The sequence below is a fragment of the Thiobacillus thioparus DSM 505 genome (assembly GCF_000373385.1).
GTDB lineage: Bacteria > Pseudomonadota > Gammaproteobacteria > Burkholderiales > Thiobacillaceae > Thiobacillus > Thiobacillus thioparus.
This window is the reverse complement of sequence record NZ_KB891327.1, coordinates 96,141-112,715: the sequence shown is the minus strand read 5'-3', so window position 1 is coordinate 112,715 and position 16,575 is coordinate 96,141. Positions and strand designations below refer to the sequence as shown.

Here is a 16,575-nt window from a genome sequence, read left to right as displayed (position 1 = left end):
CAAGCCGCGACGGATCACAGTGGGGCAAGACTACCATCGTGAAAGACCAGGCTCGCGCGATCGCCGTCGAAACGCAGACGGGTCAGCCCGGCATTCGCCACTTCGATGCGGTAGGCATGTGCCAGCGGCACATGCAGCGCCCAGGCAAATGCCATGCGGATCACCCCGGCATGTCCGACCAGCAGCACATGCTCGTCGGGATGCCGGGCCAGAATGGCGTCCAGTGCAGCAGCCACCCTGCCAAGAAATTCGGCCAGCGGTTCTGCTCCTTCCGGGCGCGCATTCACGGGATCATGCTTGAAGCGCGCCACGGCACCCGGCGCATCCTGCTCGATCTCGGCCGCCGACCTCCCCTCCCATACGCCGAACCCGACTTCCGCCAGCCGCTCGTCCAACGTCAGCAACAGGCCGTGGCGGTCAGCCAGGGTTTCGGCGAAGGCACGGCAGCGCTGCAAGGGTGACGACACGATGCGGGTCCAGGGCGCGGTGTTGCCCACGGCCGCATGCATCTGCGCCCAGCCTTTCTCCGACAACGGATCATCGATCTGTCCGCGATATTTACGGCCGCCAACCGGTTCGCCGTGGCGCAGCAAATCCAGCGTGGTGGTCACGCCAGCAGCACCAGATTGTCGCGATGGATCATTTCAGGCTCGTCCATGTAGCCCAGTTCGGCTTCTATCGCGCTGCTCGGCTTGCCGGCGATGCGGCGCGCTTCGCCAGCGCTGTAATTGGTCAGGCCGCGTGCGATTTCGTGGCCGTCCATATCGACGATCGCCACCACTTCGCCGCGCTCGAATTCACCGGTGACGCCCTTCACGCCGACCGGCAGGAGGCTCTTGCCACCCTCGCACAGCGCCCGCACCGCACCGTCGTCGAGCACCACGCCGCCGCGCAGTTGCAGATGATCGGCCAGCCACTGACGCCGCGCGGCAAGCGGCGCTTGCCGCGCCACCAGCTGGCTGCCGATCGCCTCGCCTGCTGCCAGCCGCAGCAGCACGCCTTCCTCGCGTCCGCTGCAAATCACCGTATGCGCGCCGCTGCGTGCCGCACGCTTGGCGGCGAGGATCTTGGTCAGCATGCCGCCGGTGCCGACGCTGCTGCCCGCTCCTCCCGCCATGCGCTCGAGGTCGGGGTCGCCGGCGTGGGCGTCCATCACCAGGGTGGCGTCGGGATGCTTGCGCGGGTCGGCGGTATAGAGACCGGACTGGTCGGTGAGGATGACGAGGCAGTCGGCTTCGATCAGATTGGTCACCAGCGCGCCGAGCGTGTCATTGTCGCCGAGGCGGATTTCGTCGGTGGCGACGGTGTCGTTCTCGTTGATGATCGGCACCACTCTCAATTCCAGCAAAGTGCGCAGGGTCGAGCGTGCATTAAGGTAGCGCGTGCGGTCGGCCAGGTCTTCGTGCGTGAGCAGTACCTGGGCGGCATGGAGATCGTGCGTGCGAAAGATCGATTCGTATGCCTGAACCAGTCCCATCTGCCCCACGGCGGCGGCGGCCTGCAATTCGTTGACGGCCTTCGGACGCTTCTTCCAGCCCAATCGTGCGATGCCCTCCGCGATCGCGCCCGACGACACTAGCACCACTTCCTTGCCCTGCGCGGTCAGCGCGGCGATCTGTTCGGCCCAGCGCGACAGCGCGGCGTGGTCGAGACCGCGCCCTTCTGCAGTGACCAGACTGGAACCGACCTTGACGACGATGCGCCGCGCGTGCTTCACCACGGACTGCATCAGTTCACCCTGCGCCGCAGTCTTTCCACAGCCTCCTTGGCATTGCGGACGTTGATGCCGTCGGGGCAGAAATAATCCTCGTACAGGGCCTTGTGATACGACAACAACGAACGCACCCGGATGCTTTGCCATTGGGCGTTGCGCGCCTTCGACCAGCTACCGTCGGCGTGGCCATAGGCATACAGGCGGCGCTCGCCGGTTTCGCAGCGCAGTCCTTCGTACGAAACGTTCTTCGCCCCGCCGGCAGCTTCGATCACCACGGTGTAGCGCACCACCTTGTCGGAACCGACGCTGATCGAATCGGAATCGACAAAAAACTTGTTGCGAGTCGCCGACGAGACATCGAACGGGATGAGGTTGCCGGGCTTGGGATAGGGCGGCAACTGGGCCGTCACTTCGACCCAGGGCTTGTCCTGATCGAACTCGTGATCGAAATCCAGCCATTCGGCATGGGCGGTAAACGGCAGGCACAGGAGCAGAGCAAGCAGGATTTTCATGCCCGGCATTTTATTGCTTCGACAGCGGGATGTCTTCAAGAAAGATGCCCACCGTCGCGGCAATGCGCAAGGACGCGGGATCAGACGAGCGGCTTGCGGATGCGTTCTGGGGCGGCATAGCCGCACTGGCCCAGGGCGATGACCAGGGCAGGCACCTCGCCCGCTGGCAGGGCGACAGCGGTTGCCAGCGCGGTTGCGTCATACCCGCCGATCGGACAACTTCCCAGACCCATATGCGCCGCCTGCAACAGCATCTGCGCGGCCGCAAAATTGCACTGCCCCTGCGCCCACTCCGCCATGGACTCGGCACGATAGAGCGACCGATAGGCAGAATAAATCGGTTCAGGATCCTGGCCCCGGGCTTCCGCTGTGAAACGTGCCCGCACATAGTCCGAATCCGGTTTGAGCGCTGCAACCAGCGCCACGATCACGACCAGCGCCGCGGCCGTCGTCGCTGCAGGCTGGTCGTAGCAGGCCTGCGCAACCGCGGCCCGGCCTGCCTCGTCGGTCACGGCGATGAAGCGCCAGGGTTCCAGGCCGAATGCCGAAGGTGCCAGCCGGCCCGCTTCCAGCACCCAGGCCAGTTCGTCCGCCGATACAGGCTTGCCCTTGGCAAATTCGTGGCAGGCATAACGCCGTTGAATCGCATCGTTGAGCGTGCTCGGCATCGGGGCATCTCCATGGCAATCATGCTTAACCATAGCCTATAGGACACGCGCCTCCGAACTGTGAATGAACACGTTTGCATACACGGCATGGGCATGCTTCCGGGAATAGCCGGTCCGCGCTGGGATACAATCCGGCACACTTCAATCGCTCCTCGGGAAGATCGAGATGTTACCTCCCGCACTCAAACGTTACGCTTGGCTTTCCATCGCGGCAGCCCTCGCCACCATCCTGCTCAAGGGTTGGGCCTGGTGGCTCACCGGTTCGGTCGGTCTACTCTCCGACGCGCTCGAATCCTTCGTCAACCTGGCCGGTGCAATGATGGCGCTCGCCATGCTGTCGCTCGCCTCACTGCCGGCGGACGACAATCATGCGCACGGGCATGGCAAGGCGGAGTACTTTTCCAGCGCCTTCGAAGGCTTTCTCATCCTGCTCGCTGCGGTCGGCATCGCCTATGCCGCCATCGAGCGCCTGCTCAATCCGCAGCCGCTCGCAGCGGTGGGCATCGGTCTTGGGGTCTCGGTGGTCGCGTCGATCATCAATCTCGTTACCTCGCGCATCCTCATGGGGGTCGGCCGCAAATACAAATCCATCACCCTGGAGGCCGACGCCCACCACCTGCTTACTGACGTCTGGACCTCCGTGGGCGTCATCGCAGGGGTCGGGCTGGTCTGGGTGAGCGGCTGGCTATGGCTCGATCCGGTGATCGCGCTGCTGGTAGCATTGAACATCGTGTGGACCGGATGGCAACTGCTGCAGCGCTCCGCCGCCGGCCTGATGGATGTATCCATCCTGGAGGCGGACATCCGGGCGATCGAAGAGATTCTGGATCGCTATCGTCGGCAGGAACTGGAATTCCATGCCCTGCGCACACGCCAGGCGGGTACTCGTGCCTTCATCTCCTTCCACCTGCTGGTGCCAGGTACATGGTCGGTCCAGCAAGGACACGACTGGTCGGAACGCATCGAAGCCGATATCCGGCAAGCCATCCCATACGCCCACATCACCACGCATCTGGAGCCGAAGGAAGATCCGATTTCCCTGGCCGACCAGGAACTGGATCGCTGACCCGCCATTGCACTCGATGCACAGGCCCGCGCCCAGCGGTCACTCAGCCTGTTTCCGTCTCCGCGCCCGGTACGCCCAATTGTAAGCAAACAGGTTAACCAGCACGACCAGCCCGGCCAATACCTGCTGCAGTGGCATGCTGAGATTCTCCGGATACAGGACCGGCAACAGGTAGTGTTCGACGAAATCATCGCTGTAGGCACTGCCCCCACCGAGCGTGCGAAAATGATTTTCAAGGGGCGTCAGCGGACAGATTCCGCCGCTCAGCTCGATGTACGCAGCCCAGGTGACAGCGGGCAGTTGCAACGCCAGCAACCTGGGCCAGCGCGCCAGCAGGAAGCCGCCTGCCATGACGAACGCAACGAACAGCAGATGCACCACCACCAGGATATCGGCAAGTATCAACGCCATTCTCCCTTCCATGCGTCTCCCGAGACTCCAGTTGTCAGGCGCGCGCACCCGTCACGCGCTTTCCCTTTGCCCACTTGAACAGTTCGAACCAGGCGACACCCATCGCGCTTGCCACGAAAGCCAGCAACACATCGCCCGCATGCAGATACGCAAAGCCGAACACGTCGCGCAGACCAGGTACGTAGAGCACGCATGCCAGAAAGCCAAGCGTGCCGCCAATCACCCGCCACAAGGCGGGATTCTGGATACGCAGCGAGGCCAGCAGCGTGCTCGACCAGGAGCGGTTGACGAGAATCAGCCCAAGATTGCCGATTACCAGCGTGGCAAACGTCAGAGCACGTGCCTCATCGGCGCCTTGCCCGCGCTGCAGCGACAGGGCATACACCGCAGCCACGGCGAGAAACACGGTCGCGCCCTGCAACAGCGACAGTAGCAAGGTACGCATACTGAACAGGGGAGCATCCGGTCGGCGCGGCGGCCTATCCATGGCGCCCGCCTCCTCTGGCTCAGCTTCGAACACGATGGAGCACGCCGGATCGATAATGAGCTCGAGGAAAATGATATGCACCGGCGCGAGCACCAGCGGCAGACCGAACAGTAGCGGCAACAGCGCCATGCCGGCAATCGGCACATGCACGGCGAGAATGTAGGCCATCGCCTTGTGCAAATTGTCGAAGATGCGCCGCCCCAGACGGATGGCATCGACAATGGTGGCAAAGTCGTCGTCCAGCAGGACCAGCGAGGACGCCTCGCGCGCCACATCGGTGCCGCGCCCGCCCATGGCGATGCCGATGTGTGCGGCCTTGAGCGCCGGTGCATCGTTCACGCCATCCCCGGTCATCGCCACCACTTCGCCGCGGGCCTTGAAGGCTTGCACCAGGCGCAGCTTCTGTTCCGGCGTCACACGCGCAAACACATGGGCGACCCTGAGGCGTTGCTGCAAGGACGCGTCGTCGAGCGCGTCGATCTCCGAGCCGGTAAGAATGCCGCCGCCAAGTTCGATGCCCGCCTCTCGAGCAACCGCTTCGGCAGTACCCGGGTAGTCGCCGGTGATCATCGCTACCCTCATCCCGGCCCGGCGCGCCACGCGGATCGCCTCCGGCACGCGCGGGCGCACGGGGTCGGCCAGCGCGATCATGCCGAGAAAAACGAAGGGAAAATCGTGCTGCTGCGGCGGCCAGGCCGTGCCCCTGAACGTCGCCCTGGCAATGGCCAGGATGCGCAGACCCTGCCTAGCCAGACGATCCGTTTCCTCGGAGATGGCCACGATTTCCGCCGCGGATAGGTGGCACAGATCGGCAATGGCCTCCGGCGCCCCCTTGGCGGCGACCACGTATTCGTCGCGCCGGGTCGCTTGCCAGCCATGCGACATGGCGAGCATATCGCAGCTCAGGGGGTAGTGCTGGACCAGCGTCCAGTCGTCGTGCAGATGCTCGGTCCCCGCCAGATAGTGGTCGGCGAGATGGCGGAAAGCTTTCTCCATCGGATCGAACGGATCGACCATGCTGGCCAGCACACTGAATTCGACCAGTTCATGGAAGGCTTCCGGGAGCGAATTCTCCTGCCCGTCGCCGACCGCAAGGCGCGCGTCGCGCGTCACCAGCTGCGTCACCGTCATGCGGTTCTCGGTAATGGTGCCAGTCTTGTCCACGCATAGGATCGTGGCGGCGCCGAGCGTCTCCAGCGCCGGAATACGACGCGTCAGCACGTGGCTGCGCGAAATGCGCCACGCGCCCAGTGCGAGGAAGACCGTGAGCACCACCAGAAATTCCTGCGGCAGCAGCGAAATCGCGAGCGTGATTCCCGCAAGTAGGGCGTCGAGCCAAGCCCCACGCGTCAGGCCATACAGGACGACAACCGCGGCGCACAACAGGATGCCGAGCAGCGCAAAAATCCACATCATGCGGCGCACTTGGCTCTGCATTGGACTCGGCTCGGGGCGCAGGACCTGCAGAGACTTGCCGATCCTGCCGATTTCCGTGCGCGACCCGGTCGCCGTCACTCGGGCGATGCCCTGGCCCTGCACCACCAGCGTGCCGGAATACACCATCGGCAAATCGTCGCCGCCCGGGTGCGCCGTGACCACCGCCCCCACGCCCACCGTCTTTCGCACCGGTACCGCTTCGCCGGTCAGCAGTGATTCGTCCACCTGCAGGCCGCTACACATCAGGAGGTATGCGTCTGCTGGCACGCGGTCTCCTTCAGTCAGCATGAGGATATCGCCGCGCACCACCTCGTTGCCGGCGATACGCTGCTTCTCGCCATCGCGCAGCACTAGGGCACGGGGACTGGTCAGGTCGCGCAGGGCCTGCAGGACGCGTTCAGTCTTGTGCGACTGATAGAGCGTGATGCCCATCACTACGCAAACGAAGAACAGCAGTACCAGGGCTTCATGCAGGTCGCCTAGCACCAGGTAGATCGCCGCCGCAGCGAGGAGCAACAGAAACATCGGCTCCCGGATCACTTCGAACACGACGCATGCCATGCCGCTAGACCCGTCGGAGGGCAATGCGTTCGGCCCCTCTGTCCTCAGGCGCTCGGCGGCAAAGGAGGATGCCAAACCCTGGAAGTCAGGTTGCTCGCCGGATATCGATTCGCGTTTGCTCACCCGGCCATCCTACCGTCAATGCTATCGTCAATGCCCCGTCATCGTCGCCCTGGCTTGCACCAAACGGCCCGCTTGGTAGTCTGCAAAGGCCTGTTCGATCTCGGGACGGGTGTTCATGACGAAGGGCCCGTACTGCACTATCGGTTCGCCGATCGGCCGGCCGGCCACCAGAATGAAGCGCGCGCCCGCGGCGCCTGCCTGGATATCCACGGTATCGCCCGAACCCAGCACCGCCAGGGTATGCGTCGCCAGATCCTCGCCGGCCAACCGGGCGCTGCCCTCGAAGACATAGACAAAGGCATTGTGCGTGTCGCTCAATGGCAAGGTAAAACGCGCATCGGCCGCCAGGGTGACGTCGAGGTAGCGGACGTCGGTAGACGGATCGTCGATGACGCCGCGCATGCCGTTGAGTTCACCGGCAAGCACGCGCGTACGGGCACCGTCCAGCGCCACCTCCGGGATGGCCGCTGCAGAGAATTCCTGATAGGCCGGCGCCGACATTTTTTCGCGTGCCGGCAGATTGATCCACAACTGGAAGCCGCGCATCAGGCCGTTGGTCTGCTGCGGCATCTCGGAGTGGATGACCCCGCTGGCCGCTTTCATCCATTGCACGCCGCCGGCCTTGAGATCGCCCCGGTTGCCCATGCTGTCGCGATGCTCCATGTGGCCGTCGAGCATATAGGTGAAGGTGATGAAACCGCGATGCGGATGATCCGGAAAACCCGCAATGTATTCGTCCGGATTGTCGCTGCTGAAATGATCCAGCATCAGGAACGGATCCAGGTTCCGTAGCGCGGGCGTGCCGATGCTGCGGTGGACGGTCACCCCGGCCCCCTCAGTGACCTCGAAAGCCGGGACGAGCTGGCGTATGGGGCGCGGATTCATATTATTCGTGGCGAGACTCCGGTTGACTGAATGCTTGAGGTCTGTGCGGGGGCGACTCATCCGCTCGGGCCAAGCGATCAGGTATCGCGGTAGATGAAATCCCGCTTGAACGGATAGCGCGGCTGCGTACCGTCGACGGCCTTGCCCGCCAGTACCTGCCACAGCTCCATCCAGCCATGGTCGAAGGCATAAGCCGAACCTGCCATGTAAATGCGCCAGATACGGTATTTCTGTTCGCCGATCAGGTGGCGGGCCTCGTCAGCATGTTTCTCCAGCCGGGTCACCCAGTGCCACAGGGTCTTGCCGTAATGGGGGCGCAGGTTCTCGGCGTCGAGGCATTCGAGGCCGCTGCCTGCCGCGGCGCGCAGCACCTCGGAGGCATGGACCAGTTCGCCGCCCGGGAAGACATAGTCCTCGATGAACTCGGAAATGCCGCTGCCGAGGCCGCTGTTGGCCTCGGGTTCAGACGTGGTAATCCCGTGGTTGAGCACCAGCCCGCCCGGCTTCAACAGCGCATGGATTTTGTCGAAATACGTGCGCAGGTTGGGACGGCCGACATGCTCGAACATGCCGACGCTGGCGATCTTGTCGTAGCCGCCATGCTCCGGCACGTCGCGGTAATCCATCCGACGCACCTCGACCCGGCCGGTCAGGCCGCGTTCGGCGATCTGTTCGCTGACATAGGCATGCTGGTCGTCCGACAGGGTGATGCCGACCGCACGCACGCCATAACGCTCCGCCGCGTGCAGGATCAGGCCGCCCCAGCCACAGCCGATGTCGAGGAACTGCTCGTCGGGCTGGAGGCCGAGCTTGCGGCAGATATGATCGAGCTTGGCCATCTGTGCGTCGTCCAGGCTCATGTCCGGGGTTCTGAAATAGGCACAGGAATAGACGCGTCGGGTATCCAGCCACAAGCCGTAGAAATCGTTGGACACGTCGTAGTGGTACTGGATGTTCTTGCGATCCTTGCTGCGCGTGTGACGCCACCACTTCCAGCCGTCCGATCCGGTTTTCGGCGAACAGTCACCCGCATTGCACAGGCGGTCGCCGAGCGCGAGGATGTCACGGACATCGCCCTCCAGATCGAGGTTGCCCTCGACATAAGCCCGTGCCAGCGAGCCCAAACTGGGGTGAGCCATGGCCTTGAGACTGGCAACCTGATGCAACTTCACGCGAACTGCCGCATCGGTAGCGGCACCGACCCGTTCGCCATTCCACAATTCAACCACGAACGGCAGGCCGGATGCCTCCACCCGCCGTCGTACCTGATGAACCAGCAATTGATCCAGCATCACACCTCCTCAAAGGATGGCGGCGCGTTGTCGTATTGTTTTCCCGCCTGACTATGAATCTAGGACAAATCGACCGTCAATGCAGCCCGAGTGTTGTCGGCCAGCGTCATGGATTCCACGCGGTAGGCCTCGAGATCGATGCCCATGCGGATGGGCGCCCCCGATTTGGCGGCCGAAATCGAGGTGGGATCAAGCTCGAAGCGCAGGAAATGCACCGACGACGTCTTCTCCTCGTTCTCGCGTTCCAGATCCTCGTCGGCGATGGCATACACGCGCGGCAGGTCGGCCACCTGTACCCAGACGCGATCCTCGATGCCCTTCAGATTCGCCAGCGCAAGCTTGCGCTCGTCCGGATCGGAGTACTGGATCATCATGGTCGCCTTCCAGTTGGTGCCATCCGGGACCAGCGGGTTGTAGGCGTCGAGCTCGTCCTGGATGCCGGCTTCCTCGAAGGTGCGCTCGGCGCGCAGCATTTCCTGGATCTGGTAGCGCATGGTCTTCTCGTCCTCGAAAATCAGCGTAACGTGATCGCCCAGCTCGACCATGCGGTTCTTCTTGTGCGCCATGACCTCGGCGCGCATTTCGGGACGTACCTTGGCATACCCTTCCAGGGTCAGCAGGCTGTCACGGGTAATCAGCGGCATGTTCTACTCCTTGCAAACAACGATTCATTCCAGGCCATAGGCGATGCGCAGCAGCGTGATCGGGTGCTGTTTCTGCGCAGTGGAATCGCCCATGCCCTGCAGGATATGACGCGCGGCAATCGCGCAGTCGGAACTCACGTAATCGGGCTGCGGCTCGGCCATCTGGCGAAACACCGGCTTGCCGATCTTCATCGACTTGTCGAAATACTCGCTCTTCACGCCCCAGGTGCCGTCGTGGCCCGAGCAACGCTCGACCATCGTCACCTTGGCGCCGGCCAGCTGCAGCGCGTCGCGCGTCTTGTTGCCGATGTTCTGCACGCGCTGGTGGCACGGCACGTGATAGGCCACCTTGCCGAGCGGGTCCTTGAAATCGGTCTTCAGCAGGCCGTCGACGTTGCGCGCCATCAGGTACTCGAACGGATCCCACATTGCTTCCTTCACCGCTTGCACGTCGGCATCGTGCGGGAACATCAGCGGCAGTTCCTGCTTGTACATCAGGGTGCACGAGGGCACCGCGGTCAGGATCGCATAGCCGTCTCGGGCGAGTTTGACCAGATGCGGGATGTTCGTTTCCTTGAGCTTTTCGACGGCATCGAGATCGCCCAGTTCCAGCTTGGGCATGCCGCAGCAGGCTTCCTTCTCGACCAGCACGGCGGGAATTTCATTGTGCGCCAGCAGTTTCAGCAGATCGTGGCCGATACCGGGTTCATTGTAGTTGACGTAGCAGGTCGCATAGATCGCCACTTTGCCAGGCGTTCTCTCACCGGCCTTCACCGCGAAATCGCTGCGCGGTTTCGCGGTGGAACGGAATTTCGCGCTGTCGTATTCGGGCAGGACGCGATCGGGGTGAATGTGCAGCACGCTGTCGACCAGCTTGCGGATCGGCTTGTTCTTCAGGCTGGCATTCACTGCCTGGACCACCACCGGAATCGAGGCGAGCTTGCCCATCGCGTCGGTGCTGGACAGGAGCTTGTCGCGGAAAGTCGCACCGCCCTTCTTGAACTTGATCGCCTTGGCGCGCAGCATGGTATGCGGGAAATCGAGGTTCCACGGATGCGGTGGTACATAAGGACATTTCGTCATGTAGCAGAGGTCGCACAGGTAGCACTCGTCGACCACTTTCCAGTAGTCGGCCTTGGCGACACCGTCCACCTCCATCGTCGAGGATTCATCCACCAGATCGAACAACGTGGGAAATGCGGTGCATAGCGACACACAGCGGCGGCAGCCATGGCAAATGTCGAAAATCCGCTCAAGCTCATGGTTGAGCTTCTCCTCGTTGAAGAAATCCGGGTTTTTCCAGTCGAGCGGATGACGAGTGGGGGCTTCGAGATTGCCTTCGCGTGTACTCATGCGAACTCCAGTTTAGACTTGGTATAAATTCAACTATAGATTCAAAAAAAAGCGGGCCGAACCCGACCCGCTTTTTGCCTGGGCGAAATTAGGCGCCCAGGGTGTCCAGGGTCTTCTGGAACTTGTTGGCGTGCGAGCGCTCGGCCTTGGCCAGGGTCTCGAACCAGTCGGCGATTTCGTCGAAACCTTCCGAACGTGCATCCTTGGCCATGCCGGGATACATGTCGGTGTACTCGTGGGTTTCGCCGGCAATCGCCGTCTTCAGGTTGTCGGCGGTAGGGCCGAACGCCATGCCGGTGGCGGGATCGCCGCATTTCTCCAGATATTCCAGATGGCCGTGCGCATGGCCGGTTTCGCCTTCTGCGGTGGAGCGGAACACGGCAGCGACGTCGTTGTAGCCTTCCACGTCAGCCTTGGCTGCGAAATAGAGGTAGCGGCGGTTGGCCTGCGATTCGCCGGCAAAGGCGGCTTTCAGATGGTCTTCGGTTTTCGAACCTTTGAGTTGCATAACCTGATCTCCTTGGTTTACATAGACATGCTTTGCAGCATTGATATTTTCACCCTGCAGCAATGTGCCACGCCTCATATTTATAGCAGGCCAGCCGCTGGGTGAAATCCGGTTTTTAGACTAAGTCTAATACCTGAACGAAGATTAAACCCGCTGCGATGACGCTGTCAACCTCGTATACACTCTTTAATCTGACGGAGAAGACCATGAGCTTTGATAAAACCAAAACCGACGCCGAATGGCGCGCCGAACTGAGCCCCGAGCAGTACCGCATCTTGCGCGAACACGGGACCGAACGGGCGTTTACCGGCCAATACTGGGACCATCACGAGAATGGCGAATACCGCTGCGCGGCCTGCGACGAACCGCTGTTTTCATCGGTAACCAAATTCGACTCGGGCACCGGTTGGCCCAGTTTTTATCAGCCCCTGAACGCCGACGCGGTTGCCGAAAAAACCGACACCAGCTACGGCATGGTACGTGCCGAGGCACTGTGCCGCCGCTGCGGTTCGCATCTGGGGCACGTTTTCCCCGACGGCCCCGCGCCCACAGGTACGCGCTACTGCATCAACTCGGCGTCGCTGACGTTCCAGAAGAAACAGGATTGAGCCTTGCATATTTTTGACGCCCGGATTGCGGCGATCACTCCCGTCACGCCCAGCATCCACAGCCTCCGCCTAGCCCTTCCCGACGCCGGCTTCCGATTTCTGCCGGGGCAATGGGTGGATCTCAGCATCGACATCGACGGCACGACGCACACCTCGGGCTATTCCATCACCACCTCGCCTATCCATCAGGGTGCGATCGAATTGGCGATCAAGGCCAGCGCGCGCCATCCCGTGGCGCGCTGGGTGCACGAGCGTGCCCGGGTCGGCGACAGCGTGCGCGTGAGCCAGGGCCAGGGACCGTTCGTCTACCTGCCCGAGATGAGCGACAACGTGGTGCTGATAGGCGGCGGGGTCGGTGTCACGCCGCTGCTGTCCATCTTCCGCCATGTGCGCGACGCAGCCCTGTCGACCTGTGCGCATCTGGTCTACAGCGTGTCGGACAGCCGCGAAATCCTTTTCCGCGACGAACTCGAGGTGACGGCCCGCAAGCATGACAACCTCCACGTGAGCATCACCGTGACCCAGCCCGATCCGGACTGGAGCGGCCTTACCGGCCGCATCGACCCGGTCAAGTTGCATGCGCTCGAAGTGCCGGACGACACGCTGTATTACTTATGCGGCCCCAAGGGCATGGTCGAGGACATGAGCACCCTGCTGCATGACCTGGGCGTGCCGATGAACCGCATCATTTTCGAAAAGTGGTGGTAGGCCGATTCGACCATTAAACCCATCCCCTGTTCTGTGTATGTTTATCAATTCACCCGACTGGAGAACTTCCCATGCGTACCCTGTCCCTGCTCGCTGCCCTGATTTTCAGCACCTCGGCGATGGCCGGGCCCGATGATGTCGTCCGTCCCTACCCGCCTCAGCAGATCGCGGCAGGGACCTACGTCATCCACGGCCCGCAAGGCGTGCCCTCCGCAGCCAACCAGAGCTTCATGAACAATCCGGCCTGGATCGTCACGAATGAAGGTGTCGTGGTCATCGATCCGGGCTCCAGCGTGCAAGTCGGCCGCATGGTGGTGGAGCAGATCCGCAAGACGACCGACAAACCGGTCACTCACGTATTCGACACCCACGTCCACGGCGATCACTGGCTCGGCAACCAGGCGATCCTGGAAGCCTGGCCCAAGGCGACGTTCATCGCTCACCCAGACATGATCAAGCTGGCCAGGAACGGGGCCGACGCCTTCTGGATCAAATTGATGTCGGACATGACCGGCGGTTACACCGACGGCACCCGAGCCAAGATCCCCACCGTCGAGGCAGCCGACGGCCAGGCATTCAAGATCGGCGGCAAGACCTTCCGCATCCACTCGTCGACCGACGCGCACAGCAAGACCGACCTGATGATCGAGATGGTTGAAGACCACATCCTGTTCACCGCGGACAACGTGCTGAACAGTCAGGTGATGAACCTGCGCGACGGCACGTTCAAGGGCGTGATGAAGGCGACCGACCGGGCGCTTGCCCTCAACATGGCCCTCTACGTTCCGGGCCATGGCAAGACTGGTGATCGCAAATTCGTCGAAGACCAGAAAGCCTATTTCGCCACACTGATGTCCGAAGTGCGTCGCATGTACGACGAAGGCAAGAGCGATTACGAAATGAAACCGGTCATCGCCGAGAAGCTCAAGGCCTACCAGGACTGGGCGGAGTGGGACACCAATCTGGGCCAGCAGATCAGCCTGGCAATCCTCGAAATCGAGCAGGAATAAAACGACTGCACGACCGCGCCGTGCAACGGGACGGCGTGGCCGCCCCGATCATTCGACCAGCCGGCTGACGCTGGCCACGTGGCCCTGCTGCCATTCCCCATCGAGTCCGATCCATTCGACGCGATTGCCGAGCATGCGGACGATGCCGGGGCGGCGGTTATTCCCCGTATCGGAAAACTCGAAGCGATAATCGCGCTGGAATTGCAACTGGCCGCTGCCGTTGCGTGCGAAGCGGGTCCGGCTCAGGGCCACACTCTCGTCCAGGAACTGCACCCCGGCCTCGCCGCAGGCACGGCGCCCCACTACAATGGCCTGTTCGCGCACATGCATGCCGGCATACCAATACCAGCCGGCCACACCCAACAACCCCAACAGCAGGATGTCCCAGCTCACTGCCCGGCGGAATCAGGTTTGACCGGGCTGCGGAACAGCGCCGCCACCTGCTTCTTGGCCGTCGGCCGCGTCAGGGCAGGCGCACTGTCGGTACGCGACACATCGCTCGGCACATACGGCGCGTCGAACAAGGCATCGCGCGCGGTGGCGGGTTTGCTGCGCGGGACACTGCGTTCGCGCTCACGTTCGCCGTGTCGCTCCGGCCGCGGCGCGCGCGACTGGAAGGCCAGCACATCGGCCGCGCCCGGTTCGAAGCCGGGAACGATCACCGGCGGCAGCGTGCTGCCGATGAGTTTTTCGATGTCCCGGAGATAACGCGTCTCCGATTCACTCACCAGCGAGATCGCCTCGCCCAGGGCGCCGGCGCGGCCGGTGCGGCCGATGCGGTGCACATAGTCCTCGGCGTTGTGCGGCAGGTCGTAGTTGACGACGAAAGGCAGCGCCTCGATGTCGATGCCACGGGCGGCGACGTCGGTGGCCACCAGCACGCGGATGGTGCCGGCCTTGAAGGCGTCGAGCGCCTTGATGCGCTCCTGCTGGGTCTTGTCGCCGTGGATGGCATCGGCATGGATGCCAGCCTTGTTGAGTTCGTTGGCGAGCCGGTTGCAGCCCAGTTTCGTCCCCGTGAACACGAGCACCTGCCGCAGATCGCGGCTCTTGATCAGGTGTGCCAGCAACTGCCGCTTGCGTTCGTGGTGCACCGGATGCACCACCTGGGTGACCGTCACGGCCGTCTCGTTACGCGCCACCTCGATGAAGGTCGGACTATTGAGGATACTGTCGGCCAGCCTGCGGATTTCCTCCGGGAAGGTCGCCGAGAACATCATGTTCACCCGCTGCATCGGCAACAGGGCGACGATGCGCTTGAGGTCGGGCATGAAACCCATGTCGAGCATGCGGTCGGCTTCGTCGAGCACCAGGGTATTGACCTGGGAGAGCGACAGCGTCTTGTTCTGCACGTGATCGAGCAAACGACCGGGCGTCGCCACCAGTATCTCGACGCCGGTTTTCAGGATCGGGATCTGCGTGTTGATGTTGACGCCGCCATACACCACCAGCGAACGCAGCGGCACGTGCTTGGTATAGGCCTGCACGGCCTCCTCGACCTGGATCGCGAGCTCGCGTGTAGGGGTGAGGATCAACGCGCGGATCGGGTGTTTGGCCGGCGAGGTGCCGTTGTTGGCGAATGGCAGCAGGCGCTGGATCAACGGCAGCGCAAAAGCCGCCGTCTTGCCGGTGCCGGTCTGCGCGGCACCGAGAATGTCGCCGCCCTGCAGCGCCAGGGGAATCACCTGCGCCTGGATCGGGGTCGGGGTCGCGTAGCCCATTTCGTCGAGGGCACGCAGGATGTCGGGCGCCAGCCCGAGTTCAGCAAAAGTCGTCAAAATCTGTCCAGTGAATACTCTGGTTCGGTTAAATTCTGGCCGGCTACATCCGGATCCAGTCGAAACCTGCCGTCTGGCAGGCCACACGCACGTCGCCATCCGCGCAATCCAGCACCTGGGCCAGTGCGCGTTGTGCCAGGGCGGCCGTGTTGTTCTTGCGCGAGACGTGTGCGGCCATCACACATTGCAACCCGCCGTGCTTCAGCTTGTCCAGCAAGGCCGCCGACTGGCCGTTTTCCAGATGACCGAAACGCCCGCCCACACGGCGCTTGAGGCTTACGGGATACGGCCCGTTTTCCAGCATCGCGGCGTCATGATTGCATTCCAGCACCAACGCGTCCACGCCGGCCAGCATGGCCTCGATATGCGGCGTGCTGCAGCCGGTATCGGTCAGCACGCCCAGACGGCGGCTGCCGTCGCCGAACACATACTGCACCGGTTCCCGCGCATCGTGCGGCACGGGAAACGGCTGGATTTCCAGATCGTCCACCGCGAATGCCGCATGGCTATCGATCACCCGCACCGTCACGCCGTCGAGGTCCTGCGCCATGGCCAGCGTGCCGGCGGTCAGCCACACCGGCAATTTGTGCTTGCGCGCCAACCGGCCCACCCCGCCGATATGGTCGCTGTGCTCGTGGGTCACGACGATGCCCGCCAGATCCGCGACCTCCAGCTTGAGCCGTGCCAGCCGCGCAATGCTGTCGGCCAGCCCGAAACCGCAGTCCATCAACACCCGGGTGGAGCCGGCCTCGACCACCAGACCGTTGCCTTCGCTGCCGCTGCCGAGGCTGGCAAACCGCATCACGCCCG

18 protein-coding genes are annotated in these 16,575 nt (G+C 62.8%); 4 read left to right on the top strand and 14 right to left on the bottom strand.

Going from position 1 to position 16,575, the window contains the following annotated elements; translation table 11 throughout:
- Positions 1–14: 14 nt before the first annotated feature.
- From B058_RS0109770 to B058_RS0109755, 4 genes are all read right to left on the bottom strand, one after another.
- Complete coding sequence (locus B058_RS0109770; protein WP_018508297.1) at positions 15–611, bottom strand: histidine phosphatase family protein; 597 nt, start codon at positions 609–611, stop codon at positions 15–17.
- Positions 608–1,729 carry a glutamate 5-kinase gene (proB, locus tag B058_RS0109765; RefSeq protein ID WP_018508296.1) on the bottom strand — a complete coding sequence of 374 codons (1,122 nt, stop codon included), beginning with the start codon at positions 1,727–1,729 and terminating at the stop codon, positions 608–610. Before proB ends, B058_RS0109770 begins: the two co-directional genes overlap by 4 nt.
- Positions 1,729–2,226, bottom strand: a complete 498-nt coding sequence (locus B058_RS0109760; protein WP_169335093.1) for a CNP1-like family protein — start codon at positions 2,224–2,226, stop codon at positions 1,729–1,731. The genes proB and B058_RS0109760 overlap by 1 nt, the downstream gene beginning before the upstream one ends.
- A gap of 80 nt (positions 2,227–2,306) precedes the next feature.
- Positions 2,307–2,894, bottom strand: a complete 588-nt coding sequence (locus B058_RS0109755) for a nitroreductase family protein (RefSeq protein WP_018508294.1) — start codon at positions 2,892–2,894, stop codon at positions 2,307–2,309.
- A 166-nt stretch (positions 2,895–3,060) separates the two neighbouring features.
- Here B058_RS0109755 and B058_RS0109750 point away from each other — a divergent pair, with 166 nt between their 5' ends.
- Positions 3,061–3,960 carry a cation diffusion facilitator family transporter gene (locus tag B058_RS0109750; protein WP_018508293.1) on the top strand — a complete coding sequence of 300 codons (900 nt, stop codon included), beginning with the start codon at positions 3,061–3,063 and terminating at the stop codon, positions 3,958–3,960.
- 39 nt (positions 3,961–3,999) lie between these two features.
- Here B058_RS0109750 and B058_RS0109745 read toward each other — a convergent pair whose 3' ends face one another.
- From B058_RS0109745 to B058_RS0109715, 7 genes are all read right to left on the bottom strand, one after another.
- Entirely contained in the window at positions 4,000–4,371 is a 372-nt protein-coding gene (locus B058_RS0109745; protein WP_018508292.1) for a DUF2784 domain-containing protein, read from the bottom strand.
- Positions 4,372–4,405: 34 nt separating this feature from the next.
- Positions 4,406–6,979: a cation-translocating P-type ATPase gene (locus B058_RS0109740; RefSeq protein ID WP_081616771.1), complete on the bottom strand. Its 2,574-nt coding sequence runs from the start codon at positions 6,977–6,979 to the stop codon at positions 4,406–4,408.
- Positions 6,980–7,006: 27 nt separating this feature from the next.
- Positions 7,007–7,864, bottom strand: a complete 858-nt coding sequence (locus tag B058_RS0109735) for a pirin family protein (RefSeq protein ID WP_018508290.1) — start codon at positions 7,862–7,864, stop codon at positions 7,007–7,009.
- Positions 7,865–7,941: 77 nt separating this feature from the next.
- Complete coding sequence (locus B058_RS0109730) at positions 7,942–9,156, bottom strand: SAM-dependent methyltransferase (RefSeq protein WP_018508289.1); 1,215 nt, start codon at positions 9,154–9,156, stop codon at positions 7,942–7,944.
- A 59-nt stretch (positions 9,157–9,215) separates the two neighbouring features.
- Complete coding sequence (locus B058_RS0109725; RefSeq protein ID WP_018508288.1) at positions 9,216–9,800, bottom strand: DUF3501 family protein; 585 nt, start codon at positions 9,798–9,800, stop codon at positions 9,216–9,218.
- 24 nt (positions 9,801–9,824) lie between these two features.
- Positions 9,825–11,153, bottom strand: coding sequence for a heterodisulfide reductase-related iron-sulfur binding cluster (locus B058_RS0109720; RefSeq protein WP_018508287.1), 1,329 nt, complete (start codon positions 11,151–11,153; stop codon positions 9,825–9,827).
- Positions 11,154–11,241: 88 nt separating this feature from the next.
- Entirely contained in the window at positions 11,242–11,661 is a 420-nt protein-coding gene (locus tag B058_RS0109715) for a rubrerythrin family protein (protein ID WP_018508286.1), read from the bottom strand.
- Positions 11,662–11,867: 206 nt separating this feature from the next.
- Between B058_RS0109715 and msrB the strand changes: the two genes are divergently transcribed.
- From msrB to B058_RS0109700, 3 genes are all read left to right on the top strand, one after another.
- Positions 11,868–12,269, top strand: a complete 402-nt coding sequence (gene msrB, locus B058_RS0109710; protein WP_018508285.1) for a peptide-methionine (R)-S-oxide reductase MsrB — start codon at positions 11,868–11,870, stop codon at positions 12,267–12,269.
- Positions 12,270–12,272: 3 nt separating this feature from the next.
- Entirely contained in the window at positions 12,273–12,977 is a 705-nt protein-coding gene (locus B058_RS0109705) for a ferredoxin--NADP reductase (protein WP_018508284.1), read from the top strand.
- Between the two features lie 71 nt (positions 12,978–13,048).
- Entirely contained in the window at positions 13,049–13,987 is a 939-nt protein-coding gene (locus B058_RS0109700; RefSeq protein ID WP_018508283.1) for an MBL fold metallo-hydrolase, read from the top strand.
- Between the two features lie 48 nt (positions 13,988–14,035).
- Here the strand turns inward: B058_RS0109700 and B058_RS0109695 are convergent, their stop codons facing one another.
- Genes B058_RS0109695 through B058_RS0109685 form a run of 3 tightly spaced genes read right to left on the bottom strand, consistent with a single transcriptional unit; the run spans position 14,036 to position 16,567 of the window.
- Positions 14,036–14,380, bottom strand: a complete 345-nt coding sequence (locus B058_RS0109695) for a DUF3301 domain-containing protein (RefSeq protein ID WP_018508282.1) — start codon at positions 14,378–14,380, stop codon at positions 14,036–14,038.
- Positions 14,377–15,765 (bottom strand): DEAD/DEAH box helicase, encoded by a 1,389-nt coding sequence (locus B058_RS16795; protein ID WP_018508281.1) that lies wholly within the window; start codon positions 15,763–15,765, stop codon positions 14,377–14,379. Before B058_RS16795 ends, B058_RS0109695 begins: the two co-directional genes overlap by 4 nt.
- A 43-nt stretch (positions 15,766–15,808) precedes the next feature.
- The gene (locus B058_RS0109685) at positions 15,809–16,567 is read right to left on the bottom strand and encodes an MBL fold metallo-hydrolase (protein ID WP_018508280.1); all 759 of its coding nucleotides are present in this window, start codon (positions 16,565–16,567) and stop codon (positions 15,809–15,811) included.
- Between the last annotated feature and the right edge of the window lie 8 nt (positions 16,568–16,575).

Bases quoted from the DNA above. Each gene is read 5' to 3' on its own strand.
- proB (WP_018508296.1), bottom strand. From the start codon at position 1,729: ATGCAGTCCGTGGTGAAGCACGCGCGGCGCATCGTCGTCAAGGTCGGT.
- B058_RS0109760 (WP_169335093.1), bottom strand. From the start codon at position 2,226: ATGAAAATCCTGCTTGCTCTGCTCCTGTGCCTGCCGTTTACCGCCCAT.
- B058_RS0109755 (WP_018508294.1), bottom strand. From the start codon at position 2,894: ATGCCGAGCACGCTCAACGATGCGATTCAACGGCGTTATGCCTGCCAC.
- B058_RS0109750 (WP_018508293.1), top strand. From the start codon at position 3,061: ATGTTACCTCCCGCACTCAAACGTTACGCTTGGCTTTCCATCGCGGCA.
- B058_RS0109745 (WP_018508292.1), bottom strand. From the start codon at position 4,371: ATGGCGTTGATACTTGCCGATATCCTGGTGGTGGTGCATCTGCTGTTC.
- B058_RS0109735 (WP_018508290.1), bottom strand. From the start codon at position 7,864: ATGAATCCGCGCCCCATACGCCAGCTCGTCCCGGCTTTCGAGGTCACT.
- B058_RS0109730 (WP_018508289.1), bottom strand. From the start codon at position 9,156: ATGCTGGATCAATTGCTGGTTCATCAGGTACGACGGCGGGTGGAGGCA.
- B058_RS0109725 (WP_018508288.1), bottom strand. From the start codon at position 9,800: ATGCCGCTGATTACCCGTGACAGCCTGCTGACCCTGGAAGGGTATGCC.
- B058_RS0109720 (WP_018508287.1), bottom strand. From the start codon at position 11,153: ATGAGTACACGCGAAGGCAATCTCGAAGCCCCCACTCGTCATCCGCTC.
- B058_RS0109715 (WP_018508286.1), bottom strand. From the start codon at position 11,661: ATGCAACTCAAAGGTTCGAAAACCGAAGACCATCTGAAAGCCGCCTTT.
- msrB (WP_018508285.1), top strand. From the start codon at position 11,868: ATGAGCTTTGATAAAACCAAAACCGACGCCGAATGGCGCGCCGAACTG.
- B058_RS0109700 (WP_018508283.1), top strand. From the start codon at position 13,049: ATGCGTACCCTGTCCCTGCTCGCTGCCCTGATTTTCAGCACCTCGGCG.
- B058_RS0109685 (WP_018508280.1), bottom strand. From the start codon at position 16,567: ATGCGGTTTGCCAGCCTCGGCAGCGGCAGCGAAGGCAACGGTCTGGTG.